The organism is Candidatus Eisenbacteria bacterium, from assembly GCA_035712145.1.
In the GTDB taxonomy this organism is placed as follows: domain Bacteria; phylum Eisenbacteria; class RBG-16-71-46; order RBG-16-71-46; family RBG-16-71-46; genus DASTBI01.
Window position 1 is genome coordinate 1 of record DASTBI010000030.1, and the last position, 21953, is coordinate 21953.

A 21953-nucleotide genomic window follows, 5' to 3' on the forward strand; every position below is an offset into this window, starting at 1 on the left:
ACCCTCGACAGCCTGCGCTTCGTCGTTCGGTGGTTCGGGCTTCCCGGCGGGGTCGACGGCACCTTGTTTCATCTGGGGCCGAGCCAGGTCGAGATCGTCGGTGAGTGCACGCCCCTCATGCCGGTGCTGGTCTTGGTGGCCGCGATCGCGGCCTATCCCGCGTCGTGGCGGCTTCAGCTGCTCGGAGTCGCTGCAGGCGCCGCGCTGCTCTGGCTCTTCAACTTGTTCCGGATCGGGAGCCTGATGGCGATCCTCGCCTGGCATCCCAAGAGCTTCGACTTCGTCCACATGTATCTGTGGCAGACCGTCACCTTGTTCGTGGTGCTGCTGATCTTCCTCTACTGGACGCGGTTCCAGCGCCCGTACGAGGCGGTGGCGGCATGAAGTGGCTCGTGCGGTTCCTGCTCTGGGGGACGCCGCTGACCTGGGCCGCGACCACCTTCTATCCGCAATATCTCCGTTTCCTCTCCGGCATCGCGATCGCGCTCTTCGCCATGGCCGGAGTCGAGATGCGGCTGGCGACTCTCGAAGTCCTGGCGCCCGTGGACCTGGCCTTGTTCGCGGCTCTGGCGTTGTCGAGCTACGACGTGCGCTGGCCGGTGCGTCTCGTGCGTCTCACCTTCGGGGTCGTCATGCTGTTCGTGCTCGAGATCGTGGTGTTGATGAGCGGAATCGTCCTCTTCCTGATGATCGGCCTGACCCCGGGAAGTCCGGCAGCGCGTTTCTTCCAGAACATCGAAAGCCTCATCGCGTGGGCCGCCGCGCCAATCGTGTGGATCACTCTCTTCAGGCCGCGCCTGCTCTCGAGGACGCCGGCCCGCGGGGAATCCCAAAGCAAGGGGCATCTTCGGGCCGCTTCCGCTCCGCGGCTTGCACGCGACCGGCCCTAGGCAGGAACCGCCGCTTCGCGCTCCTCGCGAGTCAGCGTCTTCGCCTCACGGATCAAACCGCGGGCCCAGTCGACGGCGTTCCAGGTGTTCCACAGGAGCACGCCGCGCACCACCTCGTCGCGCAGGTAGTAGACGATTCCCTCCCGGTACTCCTGCTTCCACACCGCGTGAGTCTCGAGCTCCGAGTCGATCTCGCCCACCGCTTCCCATCCGAGATCGAACAAGTCGGAGTAAAAGAACGGCAGGTGATCGTACGGCTTGTTCGCACCGGCCATGTTCGCGCCCGCCGCCTTGCCGTGCTGGATGGCGTGGTCCCAGTGTTCGATGCGCGTGCGGCGGTCGAGCGCAAGGTAGGGGAACTCGGCCACGTCGCCCGCCGCGTAGATGTAGGGATCGCTGGTGCGCCCGTGCTCGTCCACCTCGATGCCGTTGCCCACTTCGAGCCCTGCGGCTTCGGCGAGATCCACGGTCGGCGTGATGCCGATGCCGGCCACGACGAGCTGCGTGGTCACCATGTTTCCCGACGCGGTGTAGGCGGTGATCTCCGGGCCGTGGTCCTCGAACCTCACCACGGTCTCTTCGGACACGGCCTCGACACCCTGCTGGCGGTAGTAATCCGCGACGAATGACCCGAGGTCGCGAGGCAGGACCCGGGCAAGCGGCCAGGGCTCGGGGTAGAGCAGCGTGACGTCCTTGCCCGCGTGGCGCAGCGCGGCCGCGATCTCCATGCCGATGAAGCCGCCGCCGATCACCAGGATGTGCCCGAGCCGGTCGATGCGCTCCCGCAGCGTGAGGTAGTCCTCGAGGTAGCGGTAATAGCTGATCGATGCGCTGTCGCCTCCCGGAATGTTCATGCGCCGCGGGAAGCCGCCGGTCGCGAGCAGCAGCCGGCCGTACTCGTGCATGGTCCCGTGGTCGTCCCACACCCGGCGTTTCTCGGGATCGAGCTCGACCGCCTCGCGGCGCAGCGCGACCTCGACGTGCTTCTCCGTGTAGAACGTCTCGTCGTGGTAGGGAATCTTGTCGAGCGTGGTCTTGCCGAACCACAGGTCCTTGGACAGGGCCGGCCGCTGGTACGGGCGATGGTTCTCGCGCGACATCAGCAGGATGGGACTGTCGCGATCGTGCTCGCGAATGCCTTCGATCGCTCCGGCGGCGGCCAGTCCCCCACCGACGACGATGTAGGGAAACTTCATGGATCCGAGCCTATCACGCCGAGGGCGGCGATCCCGCCGCCGCCTCTCGGTGCCGCAGCTCGTGCTGCAGTCCCGACTTCCACGTGCCGCGCGAGGCCCAGGCCACGATGATGATCCCCCGCACCAGGCATGTTCCGGTGATGATCCACGCGATCCCGAGAACACCCAGTCCCCACGCCGGCGACCACAAGGCGAGCGGGATGCGGAGCAGGGAGAAGGCGCCGAAGATCCAGGAGATCGTGCGGGTGTGCCCCGAACCCAGGATGGATTCCGCGACCACGATCTCCATCCCGTTCACGATCAGGCACAGGTTGATGATGCGGAGATAAGGAACCCCGAGACGCAGCGCCTCGGCGTCATGAGTGAAGAGGTGGAGGAACGTGGTGGGAAAGATCGTCAGGAGCACGGTGAGCGAGCCCGAGATCCACAGATTCCAGCGCAGCCCGGTGCGGATCACCTGGTCGGCGCGATCCGGGCGGCCGGCGCCGAGGTTCTGTCCCACCAGCGCTGCACCCGCGGTGCCGATGGCCAGCGACGTGATGAACTGGAGGCCCTCGATCCGGTTGACCATGCCGACCACCGCGACCGCCGCGGATCCGAAGTGGGAAGCCGCGCGCACGAACACGATGTAGACCACCGAGAACATCATTCCGATGATCGCCGCCGGAATGCCGACGCGAACCATGCCGCGCAGACGGATCGGGGCTCCTTCGGCCCGCACCGCGAGCGGGAGGGCGCGGTGTCCGCGAAGCCCCATCACCAGGTAGGTCGCGACCATGAGGGCCCAGGCGATGACGGTGGCCCACGCGGCGCCATCGACGCCCAGTGCCGGGAACGGACCCCAGCCGAAGATCAGGAACGGAGCGAGCACCGCGTTGAGCCCCACCGCGCACAAGTCCACGAAGAACGGGGTGCGCGTGTCGCCGGACGCTCGCATGACCGACTCGCAGGTGAAGCCCACCATCGGCAGCGGAGCGAAGGCGAGCAGGATTCCGAGGTACCGGCTGCCGGTATGGATCAGCGAAGGCTCCGGCGTCATCAGCGAGAACACCGCGGAAGCGCCGAAGAGTCCGAGCAGCGTGCCCACGAGTCCCAGCAGTGCCGAGCCGCGCAGTCCATGGAACGCGGCCACGCCGGCGCGACGCCGCTCTCCGGCGCCGAGGAGCTGGCTGACGTAAGCGGTGACCCCGATCGCCAGCACGTCGTTCAGCGAGTAGACCCACCACATCACGAAGATCGAGGTGGTGACCGCCGCGGTGGCCTCGACGCCGAGCGGCTGGACCCACAGCGCGTCCACCCACTGGTAGCCCAGGCGCAGGAGCTGCGACGCCAGCACCGGCAGCGCCAAGTGAAACAGCGCCGAACCGATCGGCCGGGTGACGCCCGCAGGCAGTGTGGTCAACGGCCGTTCGAGACCTAGATCGTCGGACGCCGGTAGGCGCCGCTCGTGTAGATCGGGGGCTCGACTCCCGAGCGCCGGAGCGTGGCTGCGAGGTGCGCAATCTGGCCTTCGAGGTCGTGGACGCGCTGGACCAGCTCGCTCACGCGCTTGCCGATCGCGCGCACCATGCCGACGCCCACTTCTGGGTAGTCGAGCATGGTGTCGAACAGCGCTTCGTTGGACACGTTGAGCACGTGAGTATGCTCGCTCGCCACGGCGGTGAAGGTATGAGGCTCCCCCTCACCCAGCGACAGCTCGCCGAAGCCCTGGCCCGGCGTGCGCACACCATCGAGCGCGCGCCCCTTGCGCATCTCGACCAGGCCCTCCACCACCAGGTAGGCGCCGCTGTTCACGTCGCCCTCGCGGAAGATGGTCTCCCCCGCCTCGACGTGGAGCTCCCGGCCGCGGCCGGCCAGCTGCGCCAGCGTCTCGGTCGGAATGCTGGAGAACATGTCCGTGCCCTTGAGGAATGCCGTTCGTTCGATAATGGTCAGCGTCTCTTCCATGGTCAGGAGCCCGTCGCGATGGCGAGCCGCGCCCACGACGCGGTCTCGCGCACCAGCGCGTTGAGGGTGGAGAGGTTCGATTCCACGAGAGGAAGCAGTGAACGTTCCTTGCGCGATCCCGCCACGAACAGTGCGCAGGCGCGAAGCCATGCGTCGTCCGACGTCAGGATCTGCTCCAGCGTGTGCTCGTATCCGCCCGGGCGAATGGCGTAGCGAGTCTCGGCCAGCCGGATGCGCTCGGACTCGGCGCGCTCTTCCATCAGCGGCAGGATGAGCGCGCGATGCTCGACCGCGAGGGCGTTCTCCAGGTATTCGACGGCGTTCGCCTTCGAGCGCGGATGGGACGACGTGATCCCCTGGTACGCCGCGGCCATGTTCTGCGCTGAATAGATGAGCGCGAGCCTGCGGAACACGCGGTTCATCGCCTGATCGATGCGCTCGCGGAGCGCGGTCGCCAACAGCCGGTCCGCGATCGTTCCGTGCCCGGGAACGGCGCGGACATGGATGAGCGCGAACAGGTAGCTGCCGACGTCGCGCTCGATGTCCTCCGTCACCAGAGCGCGGGGGAACGTGACGCGCGCACCCGAGACGCGGAGCCGATTCGAGGCTTTGAGGACCCGGTACGCAAGGCGGTTGTCGGAGGCGTCGCGACAGCGGAACAGGGCGTTGACCGAGTCCTGAGTGGGAATCTCGGCCAGCGCTCTGGGGATCGCGTGGCGGACGTCGAGCGGGACCGTGGAGTCGTTGAGGTAGTCGCCGAGCGTTCCTACCACGCGGTCTCCCAGCGACACCAGAGCGGTCCGCGCCGCGTCCTCGGTGATCCGCGTACCCATCGCGTCGATCAGGATCGGAATGTGAGTGCGCCGGCCCGCCTTGCCGGCGCTTCGGAGCGCGGCCCGCCTCGTGGCGAGATCGGGATCGGCGAGCAGACGTCCCAGCATCTCGTGCAGCTCGCTCGGGCCCGGTCGCCGGCCGAGGCCCTCGGCGACCGCACACCGGATCGAGGAATCGCCGGACGCCAGCAGGTTTTCGAGGATGTCCCGGAGCCTCGCCTCGGACTCGGGTGGCGCCTGCTCCACCAGACAGAGGATGGCCGCGATCCGCACGCGCGGATTGCCCGACTCCAGGTATTCGACCAGCGGTCCGAACAGATCGGTCGCCGAGAAGGCGCAGTGAGCGCTCAAGGCCTGGACCTGCGCTTCCGGATCCTGGTCGTGAATCAGCTGATCCACCTTGGCCGAGAACCGGTCGAGCCGGTGGATGCGAACGTAGTGGAGCGCGCGTGCCCGCACCTGTCCCGAAGAGTGATCGAGGAGCTGGTCGAGACGCGCCTCGATCCGCTCGGGCGCGTTCTCTTCGAGCAGCTCGATGCCTTGAATGACCACCCGCTCGTAGCGGCTCTCGAGCAGATGCTCCATTTCGCGGAGGATGCCGGCCTCGCGCAGCGAGACCCGGCTGTTCTGTGGCCCGAGGTTCATGCGCCGGAGATTGACTCCGAGCTCGGCCACGTACCCGCGGCGAATCCTCAGCCACGCGAAGATCCAGATCAGGAGCAGCACGGCGAGCAGCAGCGCCAGGTTCCAGCTGGTGGCGCCCAGGGTGAACCCGGCGACCAGGATCAAGGCCCCGCTGAACCCGTCGCCGAGGCGCTCGAGTCCGCTGCCGATGAACGACTTTGCCCGCCGCCGCAGCGCAGGATCGAGCGGGAAGTAGAACAGCTCGCCGACCGACTGGCTCACCGACAGCCGCGTCACCTGGTCCCACAAACGGGCGGCCGCGACCGTCGCGAAGCTCGGGATCAGCAAAGTGAGCGTGGTCGTGACACCGAGCCCGGCAGGAAGCAGCAGCGAGGACCATGACGCCCCCAGGCGCTGGATCATCCAGCGCGTGCCGAGCGCCTGAAGCCCGAACGCCGCCAGATTGGTGAGGGTGTAGAACATGCCGAGGAAGGACACGTATTCCTCGGCCCGCGTGAAGTGGCGCTGCATCTGCGCCTTGAACTGGTAGTCCAGCACTCCGGTGACCATCACGGAGCAAAGCGCGGCGAGTGCCAGCCAGCGCACGTAAGGGTGGACGACCGGGTTCTTGACCGGCTCTTCCGGCGCCGGCTCTTCGGTCTCCAGCTGCGCGGCTTTGCTCCTGCCCACGCGCACCAGCAGCACCACCAGCGCCTGGAGCACGGCCGCGGCATTGAGCAGCGATGTCAGCGACCAGACGTGGGCGAGCGGCGCGGCGATGAGGCCGCCCACGAGGCCCCCGAGGATGCCGCCGAGCCCGACGAAGCTGAAGGTGCGGCGAGCCTCTCGGGGGTTGGAGACGCTGTTGGCGAACAGCCAGAACTGCGACACCACGATCAGCCCGTAGACGTTGCTCCAGAGGTAGAACGTCACCGGCACCCACGAGGCCTGAATGCGGAAGAGCTGCCCGAAGGCGGCGAGCGAGATCGCCGCCAGCAGCGACATCACGGCCAGCGATTCCCAGGTCGCGGCGCGACGAGTGACGCGCGCCAGGAGCCCCGAGGCGAAAGCGCTCAGCACCCCCACGCCGATGTAGACCCAGGGGAGCACCGAGACCGGCAGCTCGCTCAGGAAGTGAGCGTCGCGGACCGTCTTGGCCAGCGTGTACGAGCCGATCACGCCGCCCAGCATCAGCCCGAGACCCAGAGCCCGCTTGAGCTCGTCCGGCTTGAGGTCGAGGCGTGCCGCCAGGCCGGCGAAGAGGGTGTTGCTCACGCGATTCCTTCTGGAACCCGGAGGGGGGCGTGGGTTGACGGCATTTGGGGGGCCGCCCATAGTGGATGTAACCCCATGTACGAATTCAGGACGAAGTGCGCTCTTTTCACAATGATGGTGGCGATGGCTCTCCTGCTCTCGCCAGGCCTGGGTACGGCCTCACCAGAGACCGGCTGGATCGCCCAACAGACTGGGGCGCCGCGCGATTCGTCCGCGTCCCCCGGTTCGACTCCGCCGGGAAGCGCTTCCGGCGGCCAGCCCGCCATCCCCGAGGATCTGGCCCCCTCCACCGCGCCGCCCTGGGTTCCGGACGAGTCGGTGGATCGCGAGCGACCCTGGGAGACGGCGGTCCGGCTGCCGCTGCGGATCATCTCGCTGCCGTTCGCAGGCCTCGGGTATGTCACCAAGAAGACGTTCCTGACGATCGAAGAGACCAACTTCGTGAACCGGGTGAGGGTGACCATCGAGCCCATTCCCAGAGCCGGCTTCCGCATCCTGCCCGCGTCGCTGGGGGACCACACCGGCCTCGGTCTCGCGGTCGCCTACTCGCCGCCGGTCGTGAAGCGTCACCTGGTGGCGCGATTCGATGGAAGCTTGCAGCAATATAACAGGACGAGCATCCAGGCAGTCTGGGGCCCGGCGACGCTCGGGTATCAGTACGACTGGCGTCCCAAGGACCGGTTCTTCGGCATCGGTCCCGACACGGACGTCGACAGCATTTCCAACTTCGCGACCCAAAGCCAGTCCGTCCGCATCGGACTCGGACAGCGCTTCCCCTCCCGGCCGGATCCCGACTCGCCACGCTGGGAGATGGGCGCCTGGTTCGGACCCGCCGAGATCGTGACACGCCGCGGACGCGCCAGCGACGAGCCATCGTTCGAAGAGCTCTACCCTGCCGCCACGCCCTACTTGAATCAGCGGGTCGAGCATCTGGTCTACGGCGGACGGCTCTCGCTCGATCACCGTCGCGGACGCCCCCATTGGGGCGAGGGCGGCATGGCGTCGGTCGAGGTCGAGCGGTTCGACAAGCCGCTCGAGCAGCTGGGGCTCAGGACATCGACCACGCCGTACACCTACACGCGCTTCACGTACCAGGCCGAAGGCGGCGTCTCGTTCTATCGCGAGCCGCGCACCTTCAGGCTCGAGCTGCAGCTCATCGACAACGTTCCGGATGCCACCGGAAGCATCCTCCCCTCCGAGCTGGCCCAGCTCGGAGGCAGCCGAGGCATGTCGGGCTTCGAGGCCGGCCGGTTCCACGACCTCGATGCCGTGTCGGGCCGCCTCTCTTACATCTTCCCGCTCGCGTATCGCCTCGAGTTCGACGTCCACATGGAGATGGGGCGGGTGACGCGCGACGTGTGGGAGGACATGAGGGACGAGACGTGGTGGGGCTCGCTCGAGCGTTCCTACGGCATCGCCTTGCGCCCGCGCATCGAGAGCTTCGTGCTCGGCGCGATCGGCCTCGACTGGAGCCGGGAGACGGTGCGCTTCCGCTTCACCGCGGGAGGCGTCGAGTGACGCGCGGCTGCCTGCTCATCGCACTCCAGGTCGCGGCGACTCCGGTCATGGCCGCCGACTCCACGCAGGTCAAGGCTACGCCGCCCAAGGCAACCAAGATCTCCTACTACTACGACGCGGTGGACCAGAACCTGGTGCGGCCGATCGCCCGCTTCTTCGACCCCGCGCTCGGCGCGCGCAAGGCGACCGGAAAGAAGCGCGAGGCCGCCAACGTCGACGAGAACGATCAGGTGAGGCTGCCGAGCACCTGGTGGCAGCCGCGTCTCGGTTTCCGCGAGGTGACACCCGAGCAGATGAAGATCGGCCCTGGCCCCGGCACGGGCCCCTTGCGTGACGAGAAGTGGAAGGTGACGGGGCTCAAGACCCAGGGCGTATCGCTCGGCATCCGCATCAAGGACTCGGCGGGCGAGACCTTCCAGCTCAAGTTCGATCCCCCGCGCTGGCCGGAGATGGCGAGCGGCGCGGACGTCGTGGCCAGCCACCTGTTCTGGGCCGCGGGCTACAACGTGCCCGACAACTCGATCGTCAACTTCACGCGCGCCGATCTGGAGATCGGCGAGGGCGCCACCTACACGGACATGCTGGGAAAGAAGAAGGAGATCACCTGGGAGCGCATCGATCAGATCCTGTCTCGCGTTCCCCGGGCCCCCGACAGCAGCTATCGCGCGGTGGCCAGCCGTTTCATCAAGGGCAAGCCGCTCGGCGAATGGGAGTTCACCGGACGGCGCAAGGACGATCCCGAGGATCTGATTCCGCACCAGCTGCGGCGCGAGATCCGCGGCCTCTACTCCGTGTCCGCCTGGATCAACAACACCGACGGCAGCGCACGCAACACCATCGACTTTTGGGTCACCGACGGCGGCCGCTCGTTCGTCCGCCACTACCTGCTCGACTTCTCCGGCTGCCTGGGATCGGCCTCGATCGACCGGCAGAGCTACGCCAACGGGCTCGAGCACCTGGTGGACTTCGGCACCACCGCCTATAACTTCGTGACGCTCGGACTGGTGCCGTTCGCCTGGGAGAAGACCAAGGATCCTCACCTGACCGCGGTCGGCTTCTTCGAGGCGACCGCGTTCAATCCCAGGAACTGGAAGCCGTTCCTCGGCAACCCGGCATGGGACGACCGCACCGATCGCGACATGCGGTGGGGCGCCCGGATCGTGAGCGGGTTCACCGACGAGCACATCCGCGAAGCGGTCAAGCTCGGCCGCTACAGCAACCCCGGCGCCGAGGACTACATCGTGCGCACCTTGATCGCGCGCCGCGACAAGCTGGTGCGCGAGCTGCTCGGCGAGACCCCCCAGGTACAATCCGCCCGCTGAGGAAGGCCGCCGATTCCTTGGCGGTCTCCGCTGACGTTCCATCGCCCGCGAGCAGAGCAAGAACCGCAAGAGTCGGCAGCACGAGCCATCTTTGCATGGCCCGGAGGATAGCGCAGCCGACCGCGATCAGCCCTTCAGCCGCTTGAGATCCTTCTTCGGTCCTTCGAGCTTCGGGTCGAGCTTGGACGCCGTCTGGAACTCGGCGATCGCCTCTTTCGGCTTGCCCTGCAGCTCGAGCGCCTGTCCGAGTCGCCAATGCGCGCCGGCATACGAAGGCGCCCCGATCTCCGGCGGAACACTCAGGTAACGACGCAGCAACGCCTCGGCGCGCGCACCGTCGGTCCTCTCGGTGATCAGGATGCGCGCGACTTGGTAGTGCGGGCTGAGATTGCCGGAGAGCGCCGTCTCGGCTTTCGCCAGAGTCGCGTCCATCTCCGACCATTGCTTGCGATAGGCATGGTGCATGGCCAGCACGGTCCATCCCCCGACCCGCCATGGCTCGGCATCGGCCGCCTCGCGAGCCAGACGCTCTGCCTCGTCGGGCTTGCGCCAGGGCTGAACGAGGTAGCTCGCAAGCGCCACCTTGGCACGCGGCTCTCCCTTGACCGCCACGGCCTTGCGCAAGCAACTCTCCGCGAGCACCGAGTCCTTGTCGTCGAGAGCGTTGTCGGCCTTCTCGAGCCAGCCGCGCGTGGGGTTGACCTTCATCAGCCGGTCGGCGAATGCCGCTCCCTTCTTCTTGTCACCGCCAACGATGCCCGGCGCCTGGCGATGAAAGGCGATCATCCCCTCCATCGCGTCCTCATGATTCGGATTGATCTCCAATGCCTTCTCGGCTTCCTTCTTGAACTTTCCCGCGAGGCCCGGCTTCTTGAGCACGCTGGCGCTCGAGGCTTGCATGCCGGCCACCTGGGCGAGCGCGTAATGCGCATCGGCGTCATTGGGCCCGGCGGCGACCGCGCGCTCGGCGAGATCCTGCGCATCGGCCCACTTCTTCTCGAGGGCGCGAATGGTGGCGAGGACGCGCAGCGATTCGACGTCCTTCGAGTTCGACTTGAGGCGACTCTCGGCCGCCGCCGCCGCCTGGCGCACGCGGCCGTGGTCCATCAAGGCCTGAGGTCCATCCTGGGCGAACGTGGGCGTGATCGAGACGGCCGTGATGGGCACGGCCAGGGCCATCGCCAGACAAAAGTGTCGCATCGTGGCGGAACTCCAGGCTGAGGGGTGGCAGGGAGCGAACGCGGACACTATTGGAAAAACCGTTCCATCCGGCTCGGGTGACTCGAGTCTTGCGGCGCAAGGCCCTACGCTCGGGACCGGCTCTCGGTTTCACCCGACCATGCCCGATCGTGGGATGAGGTCGTCCCAGGATCGGACAGGAACTCGCTAGTCCTGCATGTCGAGAGTCTTGAGCGTGGCGAGCACCGGACGCCATGCCTCGTCCAGGGCGATCGCCGCCATGTCGTCCTCGCCGGGAAGCTCCCCGCACAGCACCGGGTGCTTGCGGCTGTCCCTGCGGAACTCATCGCGGTAGCGGGTCTGGTACAGGGACCGCCTGCGGTCGCTCCGCGCCTGCTCGAGCATCTCCGGAAGGGTCCAGGTGCCGAAGCACTCCGCCCAGCGCTGGCGCACCTTGCGGCCCTCCTCGGCCTCCTCCTGCCCCGCCGGGATCAGTCGATAGTCGTCGCAGCTCCCGTCGGCACGGAAGTCGGTCCACGCGACACGCGCCACCGTCTGGAAGGACTCCTTGCGGCTGGCCAGGGCGGCACGGGTTCGCGTGTCGAGCACCTCGACGTCCCAGTCGACGGTGATGTGACGCTCGCGGGCCACGGCGTCGAAGTGCTTCACCTGCCAGCGCGTGATCGGACGACCCGCGGTGTCCTGCTCGGTGATCTTGCGGTAGATCGGGTACTGAAAGCTGAAGGTGTTGGTGGTCGAGCGCAGACCGTGCACGCGGCCCCAGACGACACGGGCCGCCTCGACGCCGCTCGCCACGCGCCATCGTGCCTCGGGGGACAGATCCTGAAGCTCCTTCACGGTCATCGTGGCGTAGACCTCGTCGGGGCTGATGAGCTCGGTGAACTGGAGCCCTTCGTCCTTGATGCGCCCGGCGAGGCTCCTGTAGAGAGCGTCGGTCATGGCGCGCGAGATCCCCGGCATGTGAACGTCGTCTTCCACCGGCAACAAGGCGACCCGGGTCATGGCCGCTTCACGGGAAGCGCGGAGCTTCTCCTGCACGTCGCGATACGACGCTACGAAGCTCATGGCGGAGCGGTAGTGCCCGTAGGCCTGCTTTGGCCGTTTGGCCTGGAGGCTCTGCTCTCCACGGCCGTACTCGATGGCGGCCGCGCCGTCGATGATGACGTTCTCCCGCGCGAAGTAGCCGGGGTCGGCCGGAATCACGAGCTGGTAGCGCGCCATTTCGGCGCGATCGTCGCGCATCTCGAGCGCCATCCGCGCCGCCGCGATCGTGTCCGTGCGCGCCGTCTCGAGGATGCGCGCCTTGCTCTGGTCGATGATCTGGGTGGCGGCTGCCGTCATCGCCGATCGCGCCGCGCCGTTCTCGGGATCCTTGTCGACCCCGCGCCTTGCGAGCTCGTACGCGCGCGGGAGATCGCCCTGTTGCAGCGCGCGTTCACTCTCGCGCGCGAGCTTGGCGGGACCAGCGCACGAGGTCGCGAACGCTGTGAGAAGGAGCAGCGCAACACCGCGGCTCGGGTGCATGCGACTCACCTCCATCACGGGGCTCAGGGAGCTCCAGCCACCGTGGCGCGCCCGCCCTGGCACCGGGCGCTGGGCGAAAGGTAGACTGCCGGCGAACATCGGGAGTCCTGGGAGTGCAAAGACCGACGACTTCCGCATCTCTGGAGCCTCCATCGTGAGCTCGACCCCCTCTTACTACGTCCACGGCACCCATCCCGAAGAACAGCGCCGGCTCTCGCTTCTCAACGATATCCTGAATCGAGGATCGCTTCGCCAGCTCTCGCTGCGTGGCGGCGAGCGCGTGATCGATCTCGGCTGCGGCCTGGGCCAGCTCACGCATGGCATGGCGGCGGCCGCCGGCCCGGCCGGGCGCGTGCTGGGCATCGACCGCAGCGCCGAGCAGCTCGAGCAGGCTCGCCAGATCACCGGCTCGCCGGAGGCCGCGCCCATCGAGTTCCGCGAAGGCGACGTGCTGGCGCTCGAGCTGCCCGATGACGAATGGGAGAGCTTCGACGTCGCGCATACGAGGTTCGTGCTCGAGCACGTTCCCGAGCCGCTCCAGGTGGTGCGCACGATGGCGCGCGCGGTCAAGACCGGAGGCCGCGTGGTGCTGGAGGACGAGGACCACGACATCCTGCGCCTGTGGCCCGAGCCGCCAGGAGTCCTCCGCATGTGGCGCGCGTACGTCGACAGCTACGTGCGCCGCGGCAACGATCCATTCGTCGGCCGCAAGCTGAACGTGCTGCTCCACGAGGCAGGCCTCGAGCCGAAGCGCTCCGCGCCGATCTGGTTCGGATCTTCCGCGGGCGAACCGCTCTTCCAGGCGTGGATCGACAATTTCCATGGGGTGATGACCGGCGCGCGCGAGGAGGTGCTCTCGACCGGCGCGCTCGATGCCGCGGCCTACGACGCGGCGCTCCTGGCGCTGCGCGAATGGGGACGGCGTCCCGATGCCGCGGCGTGGTATTTCATGGCGTATGCGGAGGGCGTGAAGCCGTAGGCCGGCGCGCCGTGTTTGCCCGGACACGGGCGCGTGTCCGGGGACCCACGCGAGGCTCCTCCATCTCGCCGTAACTCCAGCGATTTCAGGCTCGCTGCCGGGCACCGAGGTTGCAGTCCACCGCTCCGTCCGTTGAAAGGAGCGGATCCCATGTCCACCTCTGCGCTGCTCGGTCGCCTGAAGCTTCTCGCCCTCACCCTCCTCCTGCCGGCGTCGATCGCAACCGCCCAGGAAGAGCCGACGCAGGACCACACGCTCTCGCCCTATTTCTTCATCGAGGGAGGCGACTCACGGACGGATCGCTTCCCGCTGCTGGGAACACGCGTCAACGTGAACGTCGCCGGTGTCATCGCCGACGTCACCGTCCGGCAGACCTACAAGAACGACGGCCAGCGCCCCATTCACGCCAAGTACATCTTCCCGGCATCGACGCGGGCGGCGGTGCACGGCCTCACGATGACGGTCGGCAACGAGATGATTCGCGCCAAGATCAAGGAGCGGGAGCAGGCGAGGAGAGACTTCGACGTCGCCAGGAAAGCCGGCAAGAATGCCGCGCTGCTCGAAGAGCAGCGCCCCAACGTGTTCACGATGGACGTGGCCAACATCGTGCCCGGCCAGACCATCGACGTCGAGCTGAGCTATTCGGAGCTGCTGATCCCGACTTCGGGAGTCTACGAGTTCGTCTATCCCACCGTCGTCGGCCCGCGCTACTCCACCGTTCCCGAAGCCGGCGCGCCCTCGACCGAACGCTGGCTCAAGTCACCGCACACACCCGAAGGCGAGCCGCCGCGTTACACGCTGGCTCTGCAGGGCGTGGTGACGGCAGGCATGCCGGTGCACGACCTGGTCAGTCCGTCGCACACCATCGACGCCCGGTGGCAGGACGCTTCGAAAGTCGCGTTCACGCTCGATCCCAATGAAGCCCAGGGCGGCAACCGGGACTTCGTGCTGCGCTTCCGGCTCGAAGGCGATCGCATCCAGTCCGGCCTCATGCTCTACCGCGGGACCGAGGAGCAGTTCTTCCTCACCATGGTGCAGCCACCGCGCCGCGTCAGTCTCGACGAGATTCCGCCACGCGAGTACGTCTTCGTCGTCGACGTCTCGGGCTCGATGCACGGCTTTCCGCTCAACACCACCAAGGCGCTCTTGCGCGATCTGATCGGCCACCTGCGCCCCGACGACACGTTCAACGTCCTGCTCTTCTCGGGTGGATCTCGCCTCCTGTCCGCCGCCTCGCTCACCGCCACTCCGGAGCACATCGAGCAGGCGCTCGCCATCATCGACCTCGAGCGGGGCGGCGGCGGGACGGAGCTGCTCGCCGCAGTGAAGCGGGCGATGGCGCTACCCGAGGACGATGACGCCCGCTCGCGCAGCATCCTGGTCATCACCGACGGATACATCGGCGCAGAGCGTGAGGTGTTCACCTTCATCCGCGAGAACCTCGGACGGGCGAATGTGTTCGCCTTCGGCATCGGCAGCGGCGTCAACCGCCATCTCATCGAAGGCATCGCCCGCGCCGGAATGGGCGAGCCGTTCGTGGCGCTGAATCCCGAGGAAGCACGCGACTGCGCAGGCCGTTTTCGCGAGTACGTGCAGTACCCGTTGCTGACCGACGTGCGGATCGCGTTCGAAGGCATCGAAGCGTACGACGTGGAGCCGAAGTCGATCCCGGACGTGATGGCCGACCGCCCCATCGTGGTGTTCGGGAAGTGGCGCGGCGAGCCGCGCGGCCAGGTGGTGGTCACCGGCACCACGGGCTCCGGCACGTTCCGTCAGTCCTTCGATGCCGCCGCGGCGGGTCCGGACCCATCGAGCACGGCGCTCCGCTACCTGTGGGCACGGGCCCGCATCGCCGACCTCTCGAACTTCGGCGACAGCCAGGAGGACGACGAAGTGCGCAAGCAGCTCGTGTCGCTCGGGCTCACCTACAACCTGCTCACCCGGCACACCTCGTTCATCGCCGTGCGCGAGGTGATCCAGAACCCGCTGGCCCACGGACAGGACGTGGTCCAGCCGCTGCCGCTCCCGGCCGGCGTGAGCAACCGCGCCGTCTTTGGCATGGGCGTCGGCGATGAGCCCGGCCTGGGCTGGCTCTTCGCGCTGGCGCTCCTGGCCTGCATCGGCGTGGCGCTCCGGCAGCGGCCGGTCTCGCAGGAGCGGATCCCGTCATGAGCGTCTCCGTGGATCGCGCGTGGTGGGACCGCACGCTGAACCTCGCGTTCATCGGCCTGGCACTCGGTCTCGCATGGGGCCTCAAGGACTTCTACCGGCGCGCCGGTTTCGAGGAACTGCTGTGGGTGCTGGCTCCCACTCGCCAGCTGGTCGAGTGGCTGTCGGGCGCCCGGTTCGAGCTCGAAGCCGGGCTCGGGTATCTGAGCCGCGACCACCGGTTCCAGATCGTGCCGGCATGCGCGGGCGTCAACTTCATGATCGTCGCGTTCGCGAGCCTGGCCTGCGGGCTCGCGCACACCTGCAGCACATCGCGCGGACGACTGGCTCTGCTGCTCTTCAGCGCGCTCGCCGCCTACGCGGCGACCGTGGTGGCCAATGCGGTACGGATCTCCACCGCGATCACGCTGCACGCGGCGACCGCTTCCTGGACTCGCCCGGGCGCGGAGCATCTCCATACCGCCGTCGGCGTACTGATCTACTCCCTGTTCCTCGGCGGTCTCTTCGCGCTCGGTGCGAAGGTGACCGGAGCCCGTCGTGACTTCGCGATCTGCTAACGGCCGCCGCTTGCGGCTGCCACTCTTCTTGTTGCCGTGGATGGCCTATCTCGGTATCACGGTCGTAGCGCCTGGAACGCGCGGGGCGGTAACACGGCCGGAGTTCTGGACGCATGCGCTGATCACGGTGGGCGTTTCAGGCGCGATCGTCGGCCTGGCGTGGGGCCTGTCGATGATCCAGCGACACGTCGCTGGACTCGCGTCCCGCCGGCTGACACGATTCGGGCCATGGCGATCGGCAGGAAGATCCAGATCAACCGCGCCCCGGTGCTTACTCTATGGGCCGCGGTCGTCGCCGAGCGTCTCGGTCACCGGCACGATGCGGCGCTGACCTACGGACGTACGGTGGCCGGCCTCAACGCCGCGTCCAAGGCCCGGGGGCTCGGCATCGCCGAGCCCGAGAAGAAAACCCCCCAGCGCAAGCCATCCCGCGCCGGAGGCAAACGGGTCGAGATCACGCTGCTCGGGCGTAGCTTCGACGCCGTCGAGACCGACGAAGGGTGGCGGGCCATGGACGGAGGCCGCGCGATCCCGCCCGAGAGCGTGGAGCGCTACCTCGAGAGCAAGTTCGGCGACGACCTCGCCGCAGTGCAGGCGGCGATGGTCGCGCTCGCACGCTCCCGGCCGCCGCGGAAGCTGGCCGAGGAGGCGTACGCGCTCTACGAGCGGTTTCGTCCCGCGGTGCCTAGAACGGTGCGCGGCTGGGGCGCGCGGGGGGAGCTCGACCTGGCGCTCATCCGCTCGCTGGCGAAGGCGTAGGGTCGGGCGCCGGCGGAAGCGGCCGGTTGAGCGCGGCGTGGGCGAGCTCGCCGGCGTGCATGTCGACGATCGCGTGCACCGCCATCGCCGGCCACAGTGAGCCGCTGGCGAGATAGATCATGGCCATCACGGCACCCACCAGCGTCGTCGTGACGATGCCCTTCACGCCCTGATAGGAGTGCCCGACGCCGAAGATCACGGACGACACGATGACCGCGGGCACGACGTCGAGCCACCAGGTGAGGTACCAGATCATGTACCCGCGGTAGAGCAGCTCTTCACATACTCCGGCCGTCAGAGCGACCACGTGGAAGATTCGCTTCTCTTCCGTCGTGCGCGGAAGCATTCGCTCGATGTGGCCGAGCTTCTCGACGACATGCTCGAGCGCTTCGGGATCACGGCGGACGCGTCCGCGGACGATCCAGAAGGCCGCCGCGATGACGGCGGCGCCGAGCAGTCCCCATACCAGGTTCCGGGGATCGCGCGGCTCGAGTCCGAGCGCCATGGCGCTGCGTCCGCGCATCAGCCAGAGCGCGAGCATCAAGGCGGACAAGCCCCACTGGAGCGCGATCGCCTGAAAATAGAGCGTCCGGCGAAGGTCCGCGACGCTCTCCATGGGAGCGAGCACCAGACGCCGATAGCCGAAGGTCGCGGCGCGAATCGGAAAGAATACGGTGAGCACCACGACCAGGACGTGGTCGAGCCAGAACGGCGTCAAGATGCAGGGCTCGGAGCTAGCGGATCGGAGGTGCGGAGATGGAATGACCGGGCGAAGGACGGAGCCCGAGACGCTGATACATCTCGACCAGCTCGTCGTGGGTGATCAAGACGAGGCTCTTGCACTTGCGGCACTTGAGCTCCAGCCCCTGAGCGACAACGCGCGCCAGCATCGATCCGCAGTGGCATCGGCACTGATCCCCCGCGGGGACCATTTTGGCGACGACCGGAGTCCGGCGAGCATCGCTTCCGCGCGGCCGTGAATCGCGCGTCATGACGTTCCTCCTGGAATGGCCCCTGGGGCGGGGGGCAGGGAAAGACGTGGAAGCCGGTACGGTACGACCCGCGCGTCGCGAGGGTCAAGCCGTCCGCGGCGCTGGCCTCGTTCCGTTCAGCCCGCGCAGGCCGCGGCGGTCACGGTCTCCGATAGGGGCCGTCCTGCGCCACGTCCGGAGGCAGCCGGCTCGCAAAATCGCGCAGGTGCTGCATGAGCGGAGCGGACTCCGCCGGGTCGACGGCGTACCAGGCGACCCGGGCGCTCCCGCACACCACGTTGCGCGCGATCGTCCACTCGCCGGCCGGCATCCACTCCCGCGGCACCCCTCCCATCCTGGCGAACCATTCGTCGTAGACCACGGCCACCTTGACGCCGCGCTCCTTCGCCAGGTCGTGAATGGCCTGGCGGTCCCACGTGCGGCTCAGCTTGCGCCGGCCGACGTCGAGGTCGGCGAGTCCGAACAAATCGAGTATGCGCGCCTCGCCGAGAAACGCGATCGCGCCGACGTCGTTGGCCGCCACGCCGGCGCCCGGATAATAGCGCGCGAGGAACGTGCCCATCTGGTATTGCTGGTCGTGGATGTTCTTGCTCGCGAGCGGCGTCTTGCGCAGCGCCGCGACCCCGCGATGAGCGAGCGGGAGGACCGCCAGCACGAGTGCTGCCAGGCAGAGCGCGCGCCATGCGAGCGGGCCCTGCGGCCGCCACAATCGCCCTCTCATGTCGTCGAGCCCGATCGCGATCACGACCACGCCCATGAAGACGAGATAGGCCTCGTAGCGAAAGAGCCAGCCGATCCGGGCCAACCCGAGATGGAGCACGGCGGCGCCGAGGAACATGCCGAGAGCGACCTGGGACCACGTCCATCGCCGTCCGGCACGGTCGGCGAGAATCATCAGCACGCCCGCGCCCGCCATCAGCACCATGAGATGAGGTGACCGGAACAGTGCGCCAAACGCGGTTTCGGTGGTGAAGTCAGCCGACGCGCCGCTCGGGATGTTCGCCTTGAGGAGCACGGAGTTGGGAAAGAAGTACCACCCGTGCGCCATGGACCAGAGTCCATAGGCCACGACCGGCGCCACGGCTGCCAGGCCGAGCACGATGGCGAAGCGCAGCGATCCGCGAACCGCGAAGAGCAGGCACGCGCAGCCGACGAGCAGCAGACTCTCGTAACGCACGCCTCCGAGCAGGAAGGCGAGTGCAATGAGCCGCATCCGGTTGCCCATGTGGGTCGGCGCTCCCGAGAGCTGGTCCGCGCACTCTGCCAGGAACGCCAGCGCGAGCGCGGTCTGGAGCGCGTGCTCGAGCCCCGAGAGGCTCAGCGTCGCAAGCGGAGCGGAGACGATCGCCAGCACCAGGGCGATCCACACCAGATCCGGAGTCGTGGCGTGCTGCCTCAGGGCTCGATAGGCGATGACGACCGCGGCCAGGCCGAACAAGGTGGCAAGGAGCAGCGGCGCTTCGTCGCCGGTCCCGAAGACTCCCATCCACGCCGACAACAGCAGCGTCCAGAGCGGCGACGATGAGCTCGAAGCGAAGTGGTCGGCGCTGATGCCCCATCCCTGTCCCTGGGCGAAGTGCTTGGCCATCGCCAGATGGATGTAGGTGTCGTCCAGCGGGTAGGTGAAGCTGCCGCCGGCGTAGCGCACGGCCAGCTGGTGCAGTCCCGCGAGCAGCACCAGAAAGAAGGTAAGCGCGGCGACCAGCGCGCCGTGCCCGCGGCCTTGGATCATCGAATCAGCGCGCGAGCTGCCGATGGCGGAAGCATTCGACCATGTGATCGTTCACCATGCCGGCGGCCTGCATGTAGGCGTAGCAGATCGTCGAGCCCACGAAGGTGAACCCGCGCCGTTTGAGGTCCTTGCTCATCGCGTCGGACTCGGCGCTCTTGGCGGGAATCCGGCCCAAGGTCTTCCAGGCGTTCTGCTTCGTCCGGCCGTCGACGAACGTCCAGATGTAGTCGTCGAAGCTGCCCACGTCCTCCTGGACCTTCAGGAACGCGCGCGCGTTCTTGATGGCGCCCTCGACCTTGAGCCGGTTGCGGATGATCCCGGGGTCGGCGAGCAGGGTGCGCACCTTGCGTCCGTCGAAGCGCGCCACCTTGGCGGGATCGAAGCCAGCGAACGCGCGCCGATAAGCCTCGCGCTTGTGGAGCACCGTGCGCCACGACAGCCCCGCCTGGGCGCCGTCCAGCACCAGGAATTCATAGTGCTTGCGGTCGTCGTGGACCGGCACTCCCCACTCCCGATCGTGGTACTGGATCATCAGCTCGTCACTGCCTGGCCATGCGCATCGCGTGCGGGAAGAAGCGGCCGGCTTGGATCGGACTGGCATGGCGCGAGACTAACCGGCGACCTCCGAACGCGGCAAGGTGTCGGCTTCTTGGAAATCTCCTGACTCTTGGCCGCTTGCGGTGAATCAGAATCCGAGGCCACGATTCGTTGATTCCCACGTTCATCACGAAGGAGCGTCCCATGGACAAGAGCAAGGATCTCGTTCTCGTGACGGGAGCGACCGGCAAGCAGGGCGGAGCGGTCGCGCACGAGCTGCTGCAGAAGGGATACAAGGTGCGCGCGATGACCCGGCAACCGGAGAGCGACGCTGCCAGGGCCCTCGCGAAAGCCGGCGCGGAGGTGGTCGCCGGCGACCTGGATGACGAAAAGTCGATCGCCAAGGCGCTTTCGGGAGCGTGGGGCGCGTTCGCCGTCCAGAACACTTGGGAACATGGAGTCGAGAAGGAAGAGGTGCAAGGCAAGCGGTTCGCGAAGGCCGCGAAGGACGCCGGCATCCGGCACGTCGTCTACACGTCAGTCGCTTCCGCCCATCGTAAGACCGGGATCCCGCACTTCGAGAACAAGTGGCGGGTCGAAGAGACGACACGCGGTCTGGGATTCCCGTCCTGGACGATCATCCGCCCGGTCTTCTTCATGGAGAACTTGCTGAGTCCTGGGTTCCTGCCCGCGATCCAGCAGGGCCGTCTCGAGGTCGCGCTCGAGCGGGACACCCCGCTCCAGATGATCGCCGTTCGCGACATCGGCAAGCACGGCTTGCGCGCCTTCGAGAAGCACACCGAGCTCAACGGGAAGGCGTACGACCTGGCGGGCGACGAGCTCACGATGCCCCAGGTCGCGGAAGTCTTGAGCCAGGTGATCGGACACAAGGTCGACTTCGTCCAGTTGCGGATCGAGGACGTGCGGAAGTTCAGCGAGGAATACGCGATCATGCTCGAATGGTTCGACCGCGTGGGCTATGACGTCGACATCCCGCGTCTCGAGAAGGAGACCGGCATCCAGGGAACGCGGTTCAGGGAGTGGGCGCAGCAGGCCGACTGGGCCACGCTCCACGCGGCTCGATGAGTTTGTAACTCCTTGCTCTCCCGGGGAGAGTCATTGCACAGCAAACGGGGCCCTCGTCCGACGGGGGTCCCGTTCAGTTCCTCCCACTAGAAGCGGAAGTCGAGGCTCACCGTCATCAGGTTCACCGGGAGCTCGTCGTCGTCCACCGTGCCGTGAGCGAACTCGGTGCGCACCCAGAAGTAGTGCCGATTGTAGATGTCGTATTCGAGGCCGACTCCGTACATGAAGTCGCTGCCCGAGTCCTCACTGCCTTCCGAGTCGATGCCGTTCTCGGTGAAGCTCTCCTCGGTGGTCCAGCTCAGCATGCCCACCCGCGCGAGGAGGACCCATCGGTCCTGGACCGGGTACCGGCCGATCGCCGAATAGAACCATCCGTCGGCCTGGACCCTGGCGGAGACATCGCCGGCCGCCCATGAAGGGCCTCCGCTCGACTGCGCGCTGAACTCCACCTCTCCCAGGGCGAGATGGCCGAACTCGACGCCGATGAACTTGCCCAGGAACCCCGCGCGGAATTCCCGCACGGTGCTCGATCCATCGTCGTCGACGCTGCTGAGCGAGCCATCGTCGTTCGCGTCGACGTGTCCCGAGTAGAACGAAGCGCCCAGGCCTGCTCCCACGACGAACTCTCCGTACTTGTGCCAGGGCCGCGGCGTGGGCGTGCCGCCGGGCGCGAACGGCAACAGAGGTTTCCTGGCGCCGGTTCCGTCCTCGGCCAAGGAGTGTGTTGGAAGCGCGGCCATCCAGGCCAGAACCGCCAGTCCTAGAGTGAGGAACGATGAGCGGGAGCGGAGCGGCATGAAAGACCTCCGGCGT

The 21953-nt window shown here is 67.4% G+C and carries 20 protein-coding genes; 9 read left to right on the top strand and 11 right to left on the bottom strand.

Annotated elements, in window-relative coordinates:
* Both VFQ05_01295 and VFQ05_01300 read left to right on the top strand, forming a co-directional pair.
* The coding region (locus tag VFQ05_01295) for an archaeosortase/exosortase family protein (protein HET9325383.1) at nt 1-384 on the top strand (384 nt) is incomplete at its 5' end.
* Nucleotides 381-890, top strand: coding sequence for a hypothetical protein (locus VFQ05_01300; GenBank protein HET9325384.1), 510 nt, complete (start codon nt 381-383; stop codon nt 888-890). The genes VFQ05_01295 and VFQ05_01300, both read left to right, overlap by 4 nt.
* Here the strand turns inward: VFQ05_01300 and VFQ05_01305 are convergent.
* From VFQ05_01305 to VFQ05_01320, 4 genes are read right to left on the bottom strand one after another with little or no spacing between them, the layout of a single operon-like run.
* Nucleotides 887-2086 carry an FAD-dependent oxidoreductase gene (locus tag VFQ05_01305; GenBank protein ID HET9325385.1) on the bottom strand — a complete coding sequence of 400 codons (1200 nt, stop codon included), beginning with the start codon at nt 2084-2086 and terminating at the stop codon, nt 887-889. The two genes, VFQ05_01300 and VFQ05_01305, sit on opposite strands and share 4 nt — an antisense overlap.
* Before the next feature lie 13 nt (nt 2087-2099).
* Nucleotides 2100-3488, bottom strand: a complete 1389-nt coding sequence (locus tag VFQ05_01310) for an MATE family efflux transporter (GenBank protein ID HET9325386.1) — start codon at nt 3486-3488, stop codon at nt 2100-2102.
* A 14-nt stretch (nt 3489-3502) separates the two neighbouring features.
* Entirely contained in the window at nt 3503-4069 is a 567-nt protein-coding gene (locus VFQ05_01315; protein HET9325387.1) for a cyclic nucleotide-binding domain-containing protein, read from the bottom strand.
* On the bottom strand, nt 4036-6765 hold the full coding sequence (locus VFQ05_01320; protein ID HET9325388.1) for an Npt1/Npt2 family nucleotide transporter: 2730 nt from the start codon (nt 6763-6765) through the stop codon (nt 4036-4038). The genes VFQ05_01315 and VFQ05_01320 overlap by 34 nt, the downstream gene beginning before the upstream one ends.
* A gap of 123 nt (nt 6766-6888) precedes the next feature.
* On the opposite strand from VFQ05_01320, the gene VFQ05_01325 reads away from it, so the two are divergent.
* A complete protein-coding gene (locus VFQ05_01325; GenBank protein HET9325389.1) occupies nt 6889-8283 on the top strand; it encodes a hypothetical protein in 1395 nt (464 codons plus the stop codon).
* Nucleotides 8280-9605, top strand: coding sequence for a hypothetical protein (locus VFQ05_01330; protein HET9325390.1), 1326 nt, complete (start codon nt 8280-8282; stop codon nt 9603-9605). Before VFQ05_01325 ends, VFQ05_01330 begins: the two co-directional genes overlap by 4 nt.
* Nucleotides 9606-9731: 126 nt before the next feature.
* On the opposite strand, the gene VFQ05_01335 is transcribed toward VFQ05_01330, so the two are convergent.
* Both VFQ05_01335 and VFQ05_01340 read right to left on the bottom strand, forming a co-directional pair.
* Nucleotides 9732-10805: a tetratricopeptide repeat protein gene (locus VFQ05_01335; protein HET9325391.1), complete on the bottom strand. Its 1074-nt coding sequence runs from the start codon at nt 10803-10805 to the stop codon at nt 9732-9734.
* 186 nt (nt 10806-10991) lie between these two features.
* Nucleotides 10992-12329, bottom strand: coding sequence for a hypothetical protein (locus VFQ05_01340; GenBank protein ID HET9325392.1), 1338 nt, complete (start codon nt 12327-12329; stop codon nt 10992-10994).
* Between the two features lie 154 nt (nt 12330-12483).
* On the opposite strand from VFQ05_01340, the gene VFQ05_01345 reads away from it, so the two are divergent.
* The 4 genes from VFQ05_01345 to VFQ05_01360 all read left to right on the top strand — a co-directional run bounded on the left by VFQ05_01345 (nt 12484) and on the right by VFQ05_01360 (nt 16793).
* Nucleotides 12484-13308 carry a methyltransferase domain-containing protein gene (locus VFQ05_01345; protein HET9325393.1) on the top strand — a complete coding sequence of 275 codons (825 nt, stop codon included), beginning with the start codon at nt 12484-12486 and terminating at the stop codon, nt 13306-13308.
* 150 nt (nt 13309-13458) lie between these two features.
* Nucleotides 13459-15480, top strand: coding sequence for a VIT and VWA domain-containing protein (locus VFQ05_01350; GenBank protein ID HET9325394.1), 2022 nt, complete (start codon nt 13459-13461; stop codon nt 15478-15480).
* Nucleotides 15477-16034, top strand: a complete 558-nt coding sequence (gene xrtK, locus VFQ05_01355; GenBank protein HET9325395.1) for an exosortase K — start codon at nt 15477-15479, stop codon at nt 16032-16034. The genes VFQ05_01350 and xrtK overlap by 4 nt, the downstream gene beginning before the upstream one ends.
* Nucleotides 16035-16262: 228 nt before the next feature.
* Nucleotides 16263-16793 (top strand): hypothetical protein, encoded by a 531-nt coding sequence (locus VFQ05_01360; protein ID HET9325396.1) that lies wholly within the window; start codon nt 16263-16265, stop codon nt 16791-16793.
* On the opposite strand, the gene VFQ05_01365 is transcribed toward VFQ05_01360, so the two are convergent.
* The 4 genes from VFQ05_01365 to VFQ05_01380 form a co-directional block, all read right to left on the bottom strand.
* Complete coding sequence (locus tag VFQ05_01365; GenBank protein ID HET9325397.1) at nt 16768-17511, bottom strand: CPBP family glutamic-type intramembrane protease; 744 nt, start codon at nt 17509-17511, stop codon at nt 16768-16770. The genes VFQ05_01360 and VFQ05_01365 overlap by 26 nt on opposite strands.
* Nucleotides 17512-17527: 16 nt before the next feature.
* Nucleotides 17528-17785, bottom strand: a complete 258-nt coding sequence (locus VFQ05_01370) for a hypothetical protein (GenBank protein HET9325398.1) — start codon at nt 17783-17785, stop codon at nt 17528-17530.
* 139 nt (nt 17786-17924) lie between these two features.
* Complete coding sequence (locus VFQ05_01375; GenBank protein HET9325399.1) at nt 17925-19517, bottom strand: hypothetical protein; 1593 nt, start codon at nt 19515-19517, stop codon at nt 17925-17927.
* Between the two features lie 4 nt (nt 19518-19521).
* Nucleotides 19522-20118: a DNA-3-methyladenine glycosylase I gene (locus VFQ05_01380; GenBank protein HET9325400.1), complete on the bottom strand. Its 597-nt coding sequence runs from the start codon at nt 20116-20118 to the stop codon at nt 19522-19524.
* Nucleotides 20119-20258: 140 nt separating this feature from the next.
* Here VFQ05_01380 and VFQ05_01385 point away from each other — a divergent pair, with 140 nt between their 5' ends.
* Entirely contained in the window at nt 20259-21140 is an 882-nt protein-coding gene (locus VFQ05_01385) for an NmrA/HSCARG family protein (GenBank protein ID HET9325401.1), read from the top strand.
* 86 nt (nt 21141-21226) lie between these two features.
* Here the strand turns inward: VFQ05_01385 and VFQ05_01390 are convergent, their stop codons facing one another.
* Nucleotides 21227-21937, bottom strand: a complete 711-nt coding sequence (locus VFQ05_01390) for an outer membrane beta-barrel protein (protein HET9325402.1) — start codon at nt 21935-21937, stop codon at nt 21227-21229.
* Between the last annotated feature and the right edge of the window lie 16 nt (nt 21938-21953).

What these genes read in the sequence shown, in the direction of transcription:
- VFQ05_01380 (HET9325400.1), bottom strand. Translation starts at nt 20,118, where the DNA reads ATGCCAGTCCGATCCAAGCCGGCCGCTTCTTCCCGCACGCGATGCGCA.
- VFQ05_01335 (HET9325391.1), bottom strand. Translation starts at nt 10,805, where the DNA reads ATGCGACACTTTTGTCTGGCGATGGCCCTGGCCGTGCCCATCACGGCC.
- VFQ05_01360 (HET9325396.1), top strand. Translation starts at nt 16,263, where the DNA reads ATGGCGATCGGCAGGAAGATCCAGATCAACCGCGCCCCGGTGCTTACT.
- VFQ05_01325 (HET9325389.1), top strand. Translation starts at nt 6,889, where the DNA reads ATGGCTCTCCTGCTCTCGCCAGGCCTGGGTACGGCCTCACCAGAGACC.
- VFQ05_01305 (HET9325385.1), bottom strand. Translation starts at nt 2,086, where the DNA reads ATGAAGTTTCCCTACATCGTCGTCGGTGGGGGACTGGCCGCCGCCGGA.
- xrtK (HET9325395.1), top strand. Translation starts at nt 15,477, where the DNA reads ATGAGCGTCTCCGTGGATCGCGCGTGGTGGGACCGCACGCTGAACCTC.
- VFQ05_01300 (HET9325384.1), top strand. Translation starts at nt 381, where the DNA reads ATGAAGTGGCTCGTGCGGTTCCTGCTCTGGGGGACGCCGCTGACCTGG.
- VFQ05_01340 (HET9325392.1), bottom strand. Translation starts at nt 12,329, where the DNA reads ATGCACCCGAGCCGCGGTGTTGCGCTGCTCCTTCTCACAGCGTTCGCG.
- VFQ05_01375 (HET9325399.1), bottom strand. Translation starts at nt 19,517, where the DNA reads ATGATCCAAGGCCGCGGGCACGGCGCGCTGGTCGCCGCGCTTACCTTC.
- VFQ05_01370 (HET9325398.1), bottom strand. Translation starts at nt 17,785, where the DNA reads ATGACGCGCGATTCACGGCCGCGCGGAAGCGATGCTCGCCGGACTCCG.
- VFQ05_01350 (HET9325394.1), top strand. Translation starts at nt 13,459, where the DNA reads ATGTCCACCTCTGCGCTGCTCGGTCGCCTGAAGCTTCTCGCCCTCACC.
- VFQ05_01390 (HET9325402.1), bottom strand. Translation starts at nt 21,937, where the DNA reads ATGCCGCTCCGCTCCCGCTCATCGTTCCTCACTCTAGGACTGGCGGTT.
- VFQ05_01385 (HET9325401.1), top strand. Translation starts at nt 20,259, where the DNA reads ATGGACAAGAGCAAGGATCTCGTTCTCGTGACGGGAGCGACCGGCAAG.